Origin of the sequence: Citrobacter sp. UYEF32 (assembly GCF_040546205.1) — a bacterium.
GTDB lineage: Bacteria > Pseudomonadota > Gammaproteobacteria > Enterobacterales > Enterobacteriaceae > Phytobacter > Phytobacter diazotrophicus.
Genome location: NZ_JBEPNI010000003.1, coordinates 511,958 through 526,482 on the forward strand (window position 1 = coordinate 511,958; position 14,525 = coordinate 526,482).

The 14,525-nt window shown below is 58.4% G+C and carries 14 protein-coding genes; 9 read left to right on the forward strand and 5 right to left on the reverse strand.

The window, feature by feature from the left end; translation table 11 throughout:
* Window positions 1-76 precede the first annotated feature (76 nt).
* Genes fepC through fepD form a run of 3 tightly spaced genes read right to left on the reverse strand, consistent with a single transcriptional unit; the run spans window position 77 to window position 2,867 of the window.
* Entirely contained in the window at window positions 77-877 is an 801-nt protein-coding gene (fepC, locus tag ABIB59_RS10680; protein ID WP_354035367.1) for an iron-enterobactin ABC transporter ATP-binding protein, read from the reverse strand.
* The gene (fepG, locus tag ABIB59_RS10685) at window positions 874-1,824 is read right to left on the reverse strand and encodes an iron-enterobactin ABC transporter permease (RefSeq protein WP_232034437.1); all 951 of its coding nucleotides are present in this window, start codon (window positions 1,822-1,824) and stop codon (window positions 874-876) included. The genes fepC and fepG overlap by 4 nt, the downstream gene beginning before the upstream one ends.
* A gap of 38 nt (window positions 1,825-1,862) precedes the next feature.
* A complete protein-coding gene (gene fepD / locus ABIB59_RS10690) occupies window positions 1,863-2,867 on the reverse strand; it encodes a Fe(3+)-siderophore ABC transporter permease (protein ID WP_169039731.1) in 1,005 nt (334 codons plus the stop codon).
* Between the two features lie 110 nt (window positions 2,868-2,977).
* Here fepD and entS point away from each other — a divergent pair, with 110 nt between their 5' ends.
* Window positions 2,978-4,234, forward strand: a complete 1,257-nt coding sequence (gene entS / locus ABIB59_RS10695; protein WP_354035369.1) for an enterobactin transporter EntS — start codon at window positions 2,978-2,980, stop codon at window positions 4,232-4,234.
* Between the two features lie 76 nt (window positions 4,235-4,310).
* Here the strand turns inward: entS and fepB are convergent, their stop codons facing one another.
* Window positions 4,311-5,270 carry a Fe2+-enterobactin ABC transporter substrate-binding protein gene (gene fepB / locus ABIB59_RS10700; protein ID WP_125125122.1) on the reverse strand — a complete coding sequence of 320 codons (960 nt, stop codon included), beginning with the start codon at window positions 5,268-5,270 and terminating at the stop codon, window positions 4,311-4,313.
* A 187-nt stretch (window positions 5,271-5,457) separates the two neighbouring features.
* Between fepB and entC the strand changes: the two genes are divergently transcribed.
* From entC to ABIB59_RS10735, 7 genes are all read left to right on the forward strand, one after another.
* Window positions 5,458-6,633 carry an isochorismate synthase EntC gene (gene entC, locus ABIB59_RS10705; protein ID WP_107224720.1) on the forward strand — a complete coding sequence of 392 codons (1,176 nt, stop codon included), beginning with the start codon at window positions 5,458-5,460 and terminating at the stop codon, window positions 6,631-6,633.
* Between the two features lie 9 nt (window positions 6,634-6,642).
* On the forward strand, window positions 6,643-8,253 hold the full coding sequence (gene entE, locus ABIB59_RS10710) for a (2,3-dihydroxybenzoyl)adenylate synthase EntE (RefSeq protein ID WP_165159745.1): 1,611 nt from the start codon (window positions 6,643-6,645) through the stop codon (window positions 8,251-8,253).
* Between the two features lie 12 nt (window positions 8,254-8,265).
* Window positions 8,266-9,117, forward strand: coding sequence for an isochorismatase (locus tag ABIB59_RS10715; protein ID WP_041852185.1), 852 nt, complete (start codon window positions 8,266-8,268; stop codon window positions 9,115-9,117).
* Complete coding sequence (entA, locus tag ABIB59_RS10720; RefSeq protein WP_354035372.1) at window positions 9,117-9,863, forward strand: 2,3-dihydro-2,3-dihydroxybenzoate dehydrogenase EntA; 747 nt, start codon at window positions 9,117-9,119, stop codon at window positions 9,861-9,863. The genes ABIB59_RS10715 and entA overlap by 1 nt, the downstream gene beginning before the upstream one ends.
* Complete coding sequence (gene entH / locus ABIB59_RS10725; RefSeq protein WP_354035374.1) at window positions 9,864-10,277, forward strand: proofreading thioesterase EntH; 414 nt, start codon at window positions 9,864-9,866, stop codon at window positions 10,275-10,277.
* 308 nt (window positions 10,278-10,585) lie between these two features.
* Complete coding sequence (gene cstA / locus ABIB59_RS10730; protein WP_079498414.1) at window positions 10,586-12,691, forward strand: pyruvate/proton symporter CstA; 2,106 nt, start codon at window positions 10,586-10,588, stop codon at window positions 12,689-12,691.
* A gap of 87 nt (window positions 12,692-12,778) precedes the next feature.
* On the forward strand, window positions 12,779-12,976 hold the full coding sequence (locus ABIB59_RS10735; protein ID WP_041852181.1) for a YbdD/YjiX family protein: 198 nt from the start codon (window positions 12,779-12,781) through the stop codon (window positions 12,974-12,976).
* Window positions 12,977-13,080: 104 nt separating this feature from the next.
* On the opposite strand, the gene ABIB59_RS10740 is transcribed toward ABIB59_RS10735, so the two are convergent.
* Window positions 13,081-13,824 carry an SDR family NAD(P)-dependent oxidoreductase gene (locus ABIB59_RS10740; protein ID WP_041852180.1) on the reverse strand — a complete coding sequence of 248 codons (744 nt, stop codon included), beginning with the start codon at window positions 13,822-13,824 and terminating at the stop codon, window positions 13,081-13,083.
* Window positions 13,825-13,937: 113 nt separating this feature from the next.
* Here ABIB59_RS10740 and ABIB59_RS10745 point away from each other — a divergent pair, with 113 nt between their 5' ends.
* Window positions 13,938-14,525 carry a TetR/AcrR family transcriptional regulator gene (locus ABIB59_RS10745; RefSeq protein ID WP_334750103.1) on the forward strand — a complete coding sequence of 196 codons (588 nt, stop codon included), beginning with the start codon at window positions 13,938-13,940 and terminating at the stop codon, window positions 14,523-14,525.

A 14,525-nucleotide genomic window follows, 5' to 3' on the forward strand; every position in this document is an offset into this window, starting at 1 on the left:
ATTCCTCAGCTCCAGGGGAGAGGGAGAAAACCGGTGGTCGCCCGGATAAGGCGGTTGTACCGCATCCGGGACAGCATCAGAGCGAACGTCGTCCCAGCGGCACCACCAGCGGCGTACCGGCGATCGGATCGTCAATAATCATACAGCGCAAACCGTACACCGCTTCGATAAGTTCTGCGGTCACAATCTCTTTCGGCGCGCCTTGCGCCACAATCTTGCCGTCTCGCAGGGCAATCAAATGGGTAGCGTAGCGACAGGCCTGATTCAAATCATGCAGCACCGCCGCCAGCGTATATCCCTGCTCGCGGTTTAACTCACTGAGCAACTCCAGCAGATCAATCTGATAGCTGATATCAAGCCAGGTGGTCGGCTCATCAAGCAGCATGATCGAGGTCTCTTGCGCCAGCACCATTGCTATCCACGCGCGCTGCCGCTGTCCGCCGGAGAGCGTGTCCACACTCTGCAACGCCAGCGTGTCCACCCCGGTGGCGCGCATGGCGCGGACGACTGCCTGCTCATCCTCCTGACGCCAGCGGGTAAACAGCGGCTGGTGCGGATAGCGGCCACGGGCGACCAGCTCCTGAACGGTGATGTCACCAGGCGTAGTGGCATTTTGCGCCAGCAGCCCGACACGTCGCGCCACCTCTTTGCTGGCAAAACGCTGGATCTGCTCGCCGTCCAGATAAACATGGCCTTTCTCTGGCGTCATCAGGCGGCTCAGGGTGCGCAGCAGCGTCGATTTCCCGCAGCCGTTCGGCCCAATAATCGCCGTGAAGTGGCCATCGGGAATCGAAACGCTCAGGTCTCTGGCGACAACTTTCTTACCGTAGCCCAGGGTTAACTGTTCGCCATGCAAACGGGCCTGAGTATCGATCATTTCTTGCGGGACTCCTGAATTAACAAGGCGATAAGGTAGATACCGCCAATGCTGACGGTGACGACGCCCACCGGCAACTGATAAGGGATAAACAGCCGTTGTGCGCAAATGTCCGCGGCAAGCAGCAGAAGGGCACCGCAGAGGGCCGACTGTGCAAGGCCCCAGCGTGTGGTGGCGCTGATGCGCCGGGCAATATGCGGCGCGACGAGCGCGATAAATGAGATAGGCCCGGCAAGTGCCGTGGCCGAGGCGGTCAGCACAACGGCCACCAGCATCAGCAGCAGCCGCGAACGCTCCACGCTCACGCCAAGGGCGCAGGCGCTGTCATCCCCCATCTCCAGCAGCCGCATACGGCGGGAAAGCAATGCTGCGCCGATAAACATCAGCAGAATAAACGGCGCAGAGGGGAAGGTTTTGGCCCAGGTCAAACCATTAAGCGACCCCGCATTCCACAGCCCGGCAGTAAGCGAGGTTTCCAGCGAGGCCTGTAAAATCAGCCAGGTGTTAAAAGCCATCAACATCGCCCGTACGCCGATGCCGACAATAATCAGGCGGAAGGTTTCAATGCCGTTGCGCCACGCCAGCGACCAGACGATGAACGAGGTCAGAATGCCGCCCGCCATAGCGGCGAGCGTAATCGCCGTCAGATGCTGGCCAAAAAACACCATTGCCACCAGCACGCCACTCCATGCCCCGGTGTTAAAGCCCATTACATCCGGGCTGCCTAACGGGTTTCGCATCAGCGACTGGAAGATAGCGCCGCTGACGCCCAGCGCGGCACCGATCAGCAGCGCCATCAGAACGCGGGGTAGCCGCCATTCGATGACCACAAGCTGCATGGCGCGCGGCGCACTCCCGGTGAGCGCATTAATGACCTGGCTGCTATCGAGCATCACCGCACCGCTGCGCAGACCCCAGAGGGCAAAGGCCAGGCTTGCCAGCAGCATCAGCAGACAACTGATGATCAGACGACGGGACGGGGCGGTCACAGGCCACCTCCGCGCGTGCGGCGAACCAGGATAATCAGAACCGGTGCGCCAATAAAAGCGCTAACAATTGACACGCGCAGCTCACCCGGCACCAGCAGACGGCCAATAATATCGGCAAACAGCAACAGGGCAGGGGTGGCGATGAGGGTCACCGGCAGCGACCAGCGGTGATCGGCCCCCACCAGCCAGCGCGAAAGGTGCGGCATCATCAGCCCGATAAAGGCGATGGGGCCGACTACTGCGGTCGCGCTACCGCAAAGTACGGTGATGGCCAGCAGACCAGAAAGCTGCGTGCGCGCCACTTTGCTGCCGAGCGCAGTCGCGGTATCGCTGCCCAGATTGAGACTGTTCAGCGCCCGGCTGGAGAGGAGCGCAATACTTGCAGCCAATAGCACCGGCAGAAGCACAATTTTCACTGTTTGCAGGGTGCGAATATCCAGTGATCCGGCCTGCCAGAAGCGCAATTGATCGTAGACATCTGCGTTGAGTAGCGAAATGCCGCTGGAAAGCCCTTCGAGCACGGCGGCCAGCGCCACACCCGCCAGCGTCAGACGTACCGGGCTCAGTTGCCCTCCGCCCTGGCTGCCAGTAAAGGCCACGATCAGCGAAGCTACCAGTGCGCCACCAAAGGCCAGCGCCAGTTGTTCAACGGGGGAGGCGGCGCCAAACAAGGCCGCACCCAGGACAATTGCGAAACTGGCCCCGGCATTTACGCCCAGCAGGCCCGGGTCGGCCAGCGGGTTGCGGGTGAGGGTTTGCATCAGCGCGCCCGCCAGGCCCAGTGCGCCGCCCGCGAGTAATCCGGCCAGGGTGCGAGGCAAGCGTGCGTCGCGAATAATGGTGCAGTCTGCGCTCTGGCAGGTGCCTGTCAGCGCATCAACAATCACGCTGGCGGGTACCGTTTTAGCACCGACCAGCATACTGAGCGCCATTGCCACAATAAGCAGTATCAATAGCCCGAAAAGCGTGAGAGCACGCCTCGAGGAACGAGGAAGCGACATAAAACATTCCTGACTTGATAATGATAGTAATTATCGTTATCGATCTTGTTTGCTTATGTTACCATGCACGCCCTGGAATGGATAAAAAAAGATTGCCTTAAGGCGTTGTAATGAACCAACAATCCCGGCTGCTGAATGTAAGCCTTCTGAAGACGCATCCGGCCTTTCGTGCCGTGTTTCTTGCCCGTTTCATCTCAATATTATCGCTGGGTTTGCTGGGCGTTGCCGTCCCGGTACAGATTCAGGCGATGACCGGTTCAAGCTGGCAGGTGGGCCTGTCCGTTACCCTGACCGGCGGCGCGATGTTCGTTGGATTGATGACGGGCGGCGTTCTGGCCGACCGTTATGAACGCAAAAAATTGATTCTGCTGGCGCGAGGCACCTGCGGCATGGGTTTTATCGGCCTGTGGCTTAACACGCAGTTGCCGGAACCGTCCCTGCTGGCGATTTATTTGCTCGGTTTATGGGACGGTTTTTTCGCATCCCTCGGCGTGACCGCGCTGCTGGCGGCAACCCCGGCGCTGGTCGGGCGTGAGAATTTAATGCAGGCCGGGGCGATCACCATGCTGACGGTGCGCCTGGGCTCGGTGATTTCCCCGATGTGCGGCGGTCTGTTGCTGGCAACGGGCGGGGTGGCCTGGAATTACGGGCTGGCGGCGGCAGGGACCTTTATCACCCTGTTGCCATTACTGAATTTGCCTGTGTTGCCGCCTCCGCCACAGCCGCGTGAACACCCGCTGTCTTCGCTGGTGGCGGGTGTGCGTTTTTTGTTCAATAGCCCGCTGATTGGCGGTATCGCGCTGCTGGGGGGCTTGTTGACCATGGCCAGCGCCGTGCGCGTGCTGTATCCCGCACTGGCCGTTGAGTGGCGCATCCCGGCGGCGCAAATTGGCGTGCTGTATGCGGCAATCCCGCTTGGCGCGGCGACAGGCGCGTTAACCAGTGGGCGGCTGGCGCAACATCCGCGTCCGGGCCTGTTGATGTTGGGCAGTAGCGTGGGGGCGTTTGTTGCTATTGGGTTATTCAGCCTGATGCCTTACTGGGTGCTGGGCGCGGCGTTTCTGGCCCTGTTTGGCTGGCTGAGTGCGATCAGTTCACTGTTGCAGTACACGTTGATTCAAACGCAAACGCCGGAAGCGATGCTGGGGCGTATCAACGGTCTGTGGACGGCGCAAAACGTCACGGGCGATGCGATTGGCGCGGCAGTCCTGGGCGGGCTTGGGGTTGTGATGACGCCAGCGGCCTCGGCGAGTAGCAGTGGTTTTGTGCTGGCGATGGTGGGTGTGATGCTGGTGCTGACGTTGCGCGAATTGCGTCGGTTTCGCCAGATTCCGCTGGCTTCCCCGGATGGCGGCGCAGGTGCCTGATCCGGGCTACGCGGCTGGAAAACGATTCTGTCGTGAACGTAGCCCGGCTAAGCGAAGCGCCAGCCGGGAGGGTGTATTAGCCAAAAAGCGCGGACAGCCGCGCTAATACCCGCGTTGCACTGTAGTAATCGAGACGGAACGTTTCGGCCCCCAGCGCATAAACACGCTTGTTCTGAACCGCGTTCAGATGGGCAAGCAGCGGGTTGGCATTCAGCGCGTCAGCATCTTTTTGATCGCTGGCGAACAGGAACAGCGCTTCGCCGTTCAGACCGGCCGCCAGATTTTCACCGCCCAGTTGCACGATGTCATGGCGTTTACCCTGGCTTTGCAACGTCTGCAATCCTTCCGGCAGCGGTGCGAGCGCAAAACCCAGTTGTTGCAGAAGCTTGCCCTGGGCGGACTCCGTGGTCCACAGATTCGCACTGTGCGCCGCCGGCGTATAAACCAGCGCATTAACCGGCTGCGGCGGCAATTTTATGCGCGCTTTAACATCGGCCATTTGCTTATCGAACTCAGCAATACGGGCAGCGGCCTGTTTTTCCTGGCCGGTGATTTCACCCAGTTGGCTAAGCAGGGCCTGCCAGCTTTTATCGTCGTAATTGATGACCAGGGTCGGCGCAATGGTCGAGAGCTGATCGTAAAGCGATAACGCAGAGTCACCGCCGGTGGCGCTGATCAGAATCAGATCCGGCATCTGGGCGGCAACGGCTTCGGCATTCGGCTCGCCAATATAAATACGCGCGACGTTACGCGATTTCGCCACTTCGCCCCACTGGCGTAAAAAGCCCTGATCGTCGGCGAATCGGTTGTTCGGTGTTGTAGCGCCGCTGGCGACAACCGGGGCATCGATAGCCAGCAGAGAACCCGTTAGCGTCACGCTGGTGGAGACAATACGCAGAGGTTTGTGGTCGAGTGTATGGCTGCCTTTGCTATCCGTCACCTGACGTGGCCAGTCGGCGGCGGTCGCTGCGGAAAGTCCGAAAACAAAAATACCCAACATGATAAGGGCCTTGCGGCAAAAGAAAGGGAGTCTCACGAAGTCACATCCTGTTTTTGTTGAAGTTAATGCTTCTCATTTTCATCATTGCGCGTGATGGATGCAAGCGTTAGTCGCAAGGGAGTTGGGCGCACCAGTTGACATGTCGGGTCATTACCTTTAGCTTACCGAACCAAAATTCAAATGATAATCATTCGTAATATATTTATCATTTTTGGAGGATGATATGGATACGTCATTGGCTGAGGATGTACAACAGGCTGCGAAAACCCTGGCGTCGGACCAGTTCTTCTTTATGTCGCCGTTTCGCAGTTTTATGACATCGGGTTGTTTTGCCCGTATCAGTGAACCGGCGGTGGAAGGGGATAGCCCGGACAGCGCGTTTCAACGGAAACTGGCGCAGGCTTTTGCCGATGCTAAAACGCGGGGCATTGCCAATCCGGTGGTTGTGGGGGCCATCCCTTTCGATACTACCCAGCCGTCTGAACTGTTTATTCCCGCTTCCTGGCAGACCTTTTCGCGCCCGTCTAAGCAGCGCTCCTCCCGCTATTTCTCCGGGCACGACATGCCTGACGTCACCAGACGTACGGAAATTCCGCCGCAGGATGTCTTTATGGATATGGTTGCCCGTGGGGCCGCGCTGACCGCCACACCGGAGGTGGACAAAATAGTCCTCTCGCGGCTGATTGATATTGCCACCGATGCGCACCTCGACAGCGGCATCCTGCTGGAGCGCCTGATAGCCCAAAACCCGGCGAGCTTTAACTTTCATGTTCCGCTGGCGCAAGGAGATGTGTTACTGGGCGCAAGCCCGGAACTGTTGCTGCGTAAAGAGGGTGATCAATTTAGCTCTCTGCCGCTGGCCGGCTCGGCGCGACGTCAGCCGGATGACATGCTGGATCGCGAAGCGGGCAACAGACTGCTGGCCTCGGAAAAAGACCGTCATGAACATGAACTGGTCACTCAGGCGATGAAAGCCTTACTGGCGCCGCGCAGCCGCGCCTTGAGTCTGCCGGATTCCCCGCAACTGGTTACCACCCCGACGCTATGGCATCTGGCGACGCCGATTGAGGGAACCGCGCTACCGGGTGAAAACGCCCTGACGCTCGCCTGTTTGTTACATCCCACGCCTGCACTGAGCGGTTTTCCGCATCAGGTGGCGAAAACGCTGATTGCCGGGTTAGAACCCTTTGAGCGTGAACTGTTTGGCGGCATTGTCGGCTGGTGCGACGCCGAAGGTAACGGCGAGTGGGTCGTGACTATCCGCTGTGCGCGCATTCACGAAAACCGCGTTCGGTTATTTGCCGGTGCGGGCATTGTCCCTGCGTCTTCACCGGCGGCGGAGTGGCGCGAAACCGGCGTCAAGTTGTCCACCATGCTGAACGTTTTTGGCCTGCATTAAGGAGCGATGATGACCATTCCTTTTACCCCCTGGCCGGATGAATTCGCCACGCGCTACCGTGAAAAAGGTTACTGGCTGGATGTGCCGATGACCGACATACTGACCCGCCATGCGCAAAGTGACGCGGTGGCCGTAATCGAGGGTGAGCGCAGTTTTAGCTACCGGCAGCTTCATCAGGCTTCTGACAATCTGGCAAGCGCGTTACAGGCGCAGGGTATTCAGCGCGGCGAAACGGCGTTGGTACAGCTTGGCAATGTGGCTGAGTTTTACATTACCTTCTTTGCGCTGCTCAAAATCGGCGTTGCCCCGGTGAATGCGTTGTTCAGCCACCAACGCACGGAGCTTAACGCCTATGCCGTGCAGATCAAACCGGCATTGCTGATTGCCGACCGTGCGCATGCGCTCTTTGCGACCGATCAGTTCTGGCAGGATTTCACCGCCGAACATGCGTCGGTGCGCGTGTCGCTATTTCTTAATGACCGCGGTGAGAAGTCGCTGACGGCGGCGATTGAGTGCCCGGCAGATACCTTTATCGCCACGCCGACGCCGGCCGATGAAGTGGCCTTCTTCCAGCTTTCTGGCGGCAGTACCGGCACGCCGAAGCTGATCCCTCGTACCCATAATGACTATTACTACAGCATCCGCCGTAGCAACGAAATCTGCGGGATTACAGCAGATACCCGTTACCTCAACGCACTACCCGCCGCCCACAACTATGCGCTGAGCTCCCCAGGCTCGCTGGGGGTGCTGTTGGCGGGCGGCTGCGTAGTGCTGGCGAATGATCCCAGCGCCACGCTCTGCTTCCCGCTCATCGAAAAACACCGCGTCAACGTTACGTCGCTGGTACCGCCTGCGGTCAGCCTGTGGTTACAGGCGATTGCCGAAGGGGCCGACAAGGGGCAACTGGCTTCGCTCAGGCTGCTACAGGTGGGGGGCGCGCGTCTGTCTGCCACGCTGGCGGCACGCATTCCCGAGGAGATGGGCTGCCAGTTACAGCAGGTCTTCGGCATGGCGGAAGGGTTGGTGAATTACACCGCGCTGGACGACACCCCGGAGCGCATTTTCAACACCCAGGGCCGCCCGATGTGCCCGGACGATGAAGTCTGGGTGGCCGATGAAAACGGTCATCCGCTGCCGCGTGGTGAAGTGGGGCGCCTGATGACGCGCGGGCCGTATACCTTTCGGGGCTACTTCAATAGCCCGGAACATAATGCCAGCGCCTTTGATGCCAATGGCTTCTACTGCTCCGGCGACCTGATTTCTATTGATGACGCGGGTTACATCACCGTGCAGGGGCGCGAGAAAGATCAGATCAACCGGGGGGGCGAGAAGATTGCCGCCGAAGAGATTGAAAATTTACTGCTGCGCCACGAGGCGGTGATCCACGCCGCGCTGGTCAGCATGGAAGACAGCCTGCTGGGGGAAAAAAGCTGCGCGTATCTGGTGGTCAAACATCCGGTACGGGCGGTGGAGATCCGTCGTTTCCTGCGTGAACAGGGTGTGGCGGATTTCAAACTACCGGACCGCGTTGAATGCCTGGCGGCACTGCCGCTGACCCCGGTAGGCAAAGTGGATAAGAAACAATTACGCCAGACGCTGGCAGAACGCGCCCAGGCGTAACGAGGAGAAAAGATGGCCATTCCCAAACTGACCGGCTACGCACTGCCAACCGCGAATGATATCCCGGATAACAAAGTGCAGTGGGCCTTTGAACCTGACCGCGCCGCCTTGCTGATTCATGATATGCAGGAGTATTTCCTCAATTTCTGGGGCGATAATTGCCCGATGATGGAAAAGGTGGTTGCTAATATCGCCGCGCTGCGCCAGTTCTGTAAGCAGCACAATATCCCGGTTTATTACACCGCTCAGCCAAAAGAGCAGAGTGATGACGATCGCGCGCTACTCAACGATATGTGGGGGCCGGGGTTGACCCGCTCGCCAGAGCAGCAACGGATTGTGGCGGCGCTTGCCCCGGACGAAGCCGATACGGTGCTGGTGAAGTGGCGTTACAGCGCCTTTCACCGTTCGCCGCTGGAGCAGATGCTGAAAGAGACCGGGCGTAATCAGCTCATCATAACGGGCGTATACGCCCATATCGGTTGTATGACGACTGCCACTGATGCCTTTATGCGCGATATCAAGCCCTTTATGGTGGCCGATGCGTTGGCGGATTTCAGCCGCGAAGAGCATATGATGTCGCTGAAATACGTGGCGGGCCGCTCCGGGCGTGTGGTGATGACCGAGGCGTTACTTCCGGTGCCCGCCAGCAAAGCGGCGCTGCGCGCATTGATCCTGCCGCTGCTGGATGAATCTGACGAGCCTTACGATGATGAAAATCTGATTGATTACGGGCTGGATTCCGTACGCATGATGGCGCTGGCGGCGCGCTGGCGCAAAGTGCATGGCGATATCGATTTTGTGATGCTGGCGAAAAACCCGACCATCGATGCCTGGTGGGCGCTGCTCTCTCGCGAGGTCAACTGATGGATTTTTCAGGGAAGACCGTCTGGGTGACCGGAGCCGGAAAAGGCATCGGTTACGCCACGGCGCTGGCGTTTACTGACGCGGGCGCGCAGGTAACGGGGTTTGACCAGGCTTTTGACGGTGAACACTACCCTTTTACCACCGAGATACTGGACATTGCCGATGCAGAACAGGTCTCGCGGGTCTGCTCTCGTGTGTTGGCGCGGAATGCGCGGCTGGATGTGCTGGTCAACGCGGCGGGCATTTTGCGTATGGGGGCAACGGATGCGCTTTCGCAGGATGCGTGGCAGCAGACTTTTGCCGTCAACGTTGGCGGGGCGTTTAACCTGTTTCAGGCGACCATGGCGCAGTTTCGCCAGCAGCGGGGCGGTGCGATTGTCACCGTGGCCTCCGATGCCGCGCACACACCGCGAATCGGCATGAGCGCTTACGGCGCGTCGAAAGCGGCGCTGAAAAGTCTGGCGCTGACGGTGGGGCTGGAGCTGGCCGCCAGCGGCGTGCGGGCGAATCTGGTCTCACCTGGCTCTACCGATACCGATATGCAGCGTACTTTGTGGACCAGCAGCGATGCGGAACAGAAGCGTATCGCCGGCTTTGGCGAACAGTTCAAGCTGGGTATCCCGCTGGGGAAGATTGCCCGCCCGGAAGAAGTCGCCAGTACCATTCTGTTTCTGGCGTCTGACTATGCCAGCCACATCACGCTACAGGATATCGTGGTGGATGGCGGCTCGACGCTGGGGGCATAAATGATCTGGAAGCGCCGTTTAACGCTTGATGAACTCAATGCCACAAGTGTCCGCACGCTGGTCGGCCATTTAGGGATTGTCTATACCCGTGTGGGTGATGATGTGCTGGAAGCCGAAATGCCGGTGGATGCCCGCACATATCAACCTTTTGGTTTGCTGCACGGTGGGGCTTCCGCCGCGCTGGCGGAAACGCTGGGGTCGATGGCCGGCTATATGATGACTGTCGATGGTCAGTGTGTGGTGGGGACGGAGCTTAATGCCACCCATCACCGTGCGGTGTCGCAGGGTAAAGTACGTGCCGTCTGCCAGCCGTTGCATCTGGGCCGTCAAAATCAAAGCTGGGAGATTGTGGTGTTTGACGAGCAGGGACGGCGCTGCTGTACCTGCCGTTTAAGCACTGCGGTGATCGGGTAGCGAGATTGCCCCTTGTCCTAATCATGACCTGAAGTGGACTGGAGCAGGTTTTCTCCCTCGCCCCTTTGGGGAGAGGGCCGGGGTGAGGGGAACAGGCCGCACCCTTCTCCCAAATCCAAACCCGCTTCCTCCTCTCATTCTTCTCCCCCCATACTCATTCAAATACGTCCTATAAGTGATCCCCGTAGCACACTGAAATAAATGCCCGGATTGATAGCGAAATTCCAATGTTTCAATGTTGTTAAAACACGCAAAGTGTTCTAGAAACAAAATGTAACATTCTCCTCTTTCGCAAACGGATAATCGCTATGAATAACTCAGGGAAATACCTTATTTGGGCATTGCTCTCCGTTGTCGGGGCGTTTGCTCTTGGCTACATCGCGCTTAACCGCGGTGAGCAGATCAACGCCTTGTGGATAGTCGTTGCCGCAGTTTGTATCTATCTGATTGCCTACCGTTTTTATGGTTTATATATCGCCAAAAACGTGCTGGCCGTCGATCCGGGTCGCATAACGCCCGCCGTGAAATACAACGACGGGCTCGATTATGTCCCGACGGATAAAAAAGTGTTGTTTGGTCACCACTTTGCGGCAATCGCCGGGGCAGGGCCGCTGGTGGGTCCGGTGCTGGCAGCCCAGATGGGCTATCTGCCGGGGATGATCTGGATCCTCGCCGGGGTGGTGCTTGCCGGGGCGGTACAGGACTTTATGGTGCTGTTCGTCTCGACCCGCCGTGATGGACGTTCATTGGGTGAGTTGGTCAAAGAGGAGATGGGGCCAACGGCTGGGGTTATCGCACTGGTGGCGACCTTTATGATCATGGTGATCATCCTGGCGGTGCTGGCGATGATCGTGGTGAAAGCACTGACCCACAGTCCGTGGGGGACCTACACCGTTGCCTTTACCATTCCACTGGCGATTTTCATGGGGATCTACATCCGCTACCTGCGTCCTGGGCGCATTGGTGAAGTCTCCGTCATTGGCCTGTTTTTCCTGATTTTCGCGATTATCTCCGGCGGATGGGTGGCGGAAAGCCCGACCTGGGCCCCGTTCTTTGATTTCACCGGGGTACAGTTGACCTGGATGCTGGTGGGCTACGGCTTTGTGGCCGCCGTACTGCCGGTCTGGCTGCTGCTGGCACCGCGTGATTACCTTTCTACCTTCCTGAAAATTGGCACTATCATCGGCCTGGCGATCGGCATTCTGATCATGCGCCCGACCCTGACCATGCCTGCACTGACGAAATTCGTTGATGGCACCGGCCCGGTCTGGACCGGCAACCTGTTCCCGTTCCTGTTTATCACCATCGCGTGCGGTGCGGTGTCGGGCTTCCATGCGCTGATCTCCTCTGGCACCACGCCGAAAATGTTGGCGAACGAAGGGCAGGCCTGCTTTATCGGTTACGGCGGTATGCTGATGGAGTCGTTCGTGGCCATTATGGCGCTGGTGTCGGCCTGTATCATCGACCCGGGCGTCTACTTTGCGATGAACAGCCCGATGGCGGTACTGGCACCTGCCGGGACGACCGATGTGGTGGCCTCTGCCGCGCAGGTGGTCAGCGGCTGGGGCTTTAGCATTACCCCGGACACGCTGAAACAGATTGCCACGGAGGTGGGCGAGCAGTCGATTATCTCCCGTGCGGGCGGTGCGCCAACGCTGGCGGTGGGGATGGCCTATATCCTGCACGGCGCGCTGGGCGGCATGATGGATGTGTCGTTCTGGTATCACTTCGCGATTCTGTTTGAAGCGCTGTTTATTCTGACGGCGGTGGATGCCGGTACCCGTGCCGCACGCTTTATGCTACAGGACTTGCTGGGGGTGATTTCACCGAACCTGAAACGCACCGACTCGTTACCGGCAAACCTGATTGCAACCGCGCTCTGCGTACTGGCCTGGGGTTACTTCCTCCATCAGGGGGTGGTCGATCCGTTGGGCGGCATCAACACACTTTGGCCGCTGTTCGGTATTGCTAACCAGATGCTGGCGGGCATGGCGTTGATGCTCTGCGCGGTTGTACTGTTCAAGATGAAACGTCAGCGTTACGCATGGGTGGCCCTGTTGCCCACGGCCTGGCTGCTGATTTGTACCCTCACCGCCGGCTGGCAGAAAGCGTTCAGCCCGGACAATAAAGTCGGCTTCCTGGCGATTGCTAATAAGTTCCAGGCGATGATCGACAGTGGTACTATTCCGGCACAGTACACCCAGTCACAGCTTTCCCAGTTGGTGTTTAACAACCGTCTGGATGCCGGGCTGACCATTTTCTTTATGGTGGTGGTTGTGGTGCTGGCGTTCTACTCGGTGAAAACGGCGCTGGCGTCGCTGAAAATCGACAAGCCGACGTCACAAGAGCGTCCGTATGAGCCCATGCCGGAAAATCTTGATGAGATAGTGACTCAGGCAAAAAGCGCACATTAACCTTTGCCCTCACCCCGGCCCTCTCCCACAGGGAGAGGGTGTCAACGTTCCCTCTCCCTGTGGGAGAGGGGTAACGAGAGATGAAATATGTTCGACACCCTTTCTAAAGCAGGCAAATACTTAGGCCAGGCCGCCAAAATGATGATCGGCGTGCCGGACTATGACAACTACGTTGAGCATATGCGTATCACTCATCCTGATCAGACGCCGATGACCTATGAAGAGTTTTTCCGCGAGCGGCAAGAGGCTCGTTACGGGGGCAAAGGCGGGGCGAAGTGCTGTTAACCCTCCCCCTGTTCCTGTTTACTGTCATAAACGCCGGCCCGTTCTTCACGGGCCGCTTTTGATATTGCGTTACCTCTGCCGGGTGGCAGAGGTCGGCCTGATCCTCAGGCGTTGAGGCCGCCATCCACATCAATCCCGGTTCCGGTGATGTGTTTTGCCGCCGGGCTTGCCAGGAAAGTCACCGCATCGGCGATATCTTCTGCTTTACCGTAATGTCCAAGCGCAATCAATTGACGCTGGGTTTCAGCGCCTTCGCCATCCGCCGGGTTCATGTCACTGTCAGTGGGGCCAGGGTGCACCAGATTGACGGTAATGCCACGCGGACCAAGATCGCGCGCCAGCCCACGGGTTAACGAGTTGAGAGCGGATTTGGTCATCGAGTAAACGGCAATTCCTTGCAGCGGGACATGGTTGGCGAGACAACTGCCGATGTTGATAATGCGCCCGCCGTCCGGCAGATGAGCAATCGCCGCCTGGGTAGCAATGACCACGCCGCGAATATTCACATTGATTAACGCATCGATATCTTCATCGGACATCGCTTCCAGCGGCCCACCGCGCGCTATCCCCGCGTTATTCACCAGAATATCCAGCCCGCCCAGTTTCTCAACCGACTGAGCGACCGCTGCACGAATGGCCTGCGGACTTGCGCTGTCGGCCTGAATGGCGACCCCATTGCGCCCGAGCGCGCGAATGTCATCGGCCACGGCCTGTGCTTTTTCGACTGACTTTTCAAACGTTATCGCCACATCTGCCCCTGCGCGGGCTAATGACAGGGCGATGGCTTTACCTAAACCACGACTTGCGCCTGTAACCAGCGCGCGTTTACCGGAAAGTGAAGATGACATGGTGACTCCTGAATTAATTATGTGTTGATCGATACATAATTACAGTAAACGCACTTCCCTGTGGCCGTCAATGGTATTAATATATCGATCAGCACAAAATGTTGGAGGCCACCATGAGCCGTGGAAGACCACGCGAGTTTGACCGTACAGAAGCGCTGAACCAGGCGATGAAAATCTTCTGGCAGAAGGGCTATACCGCCACGTCCATGAACGATTTATATGAGGCGATGGGCATTAAATCTCCCAGTCTGTATGCGGCGTTTGGCAGTAAAGAGGATTTATACGAAGAGGTATTGCTGCACTACGAGCAGTCCGTTGCGCCGGCTATCTGGGGGCATATGACCAGCGAACCGTCGCCGCGTCAGGCGGTGTGGCTGTGGCTGGAGCGTTCTGCCGACATGCTGACGCAGACCGATATGCCGCACGGTTGTATGGTCACGCTCTCGGCGGTAGGCAGCGAAGGTAATGACAGGCTGGGCGACCTGGTGCGTCGCATGCGTGCTGCGGGTTTTTCCCTGTTAAAAACGCGGCTGGAGCAGGCGCAAAAACAGGGTGATTTGCCCGGTTCGGTGGATGTCGAGGCGCTGACGCGCCTCTATGTCAGTATTCAGCAGGGGATGTCGATTCAGGCCCGCGATGGCGCGAGCCGTGAAATCTTGCTGAGCATTGCCCGCTCCGCCATGGCCTTATGGCCCGCCTGA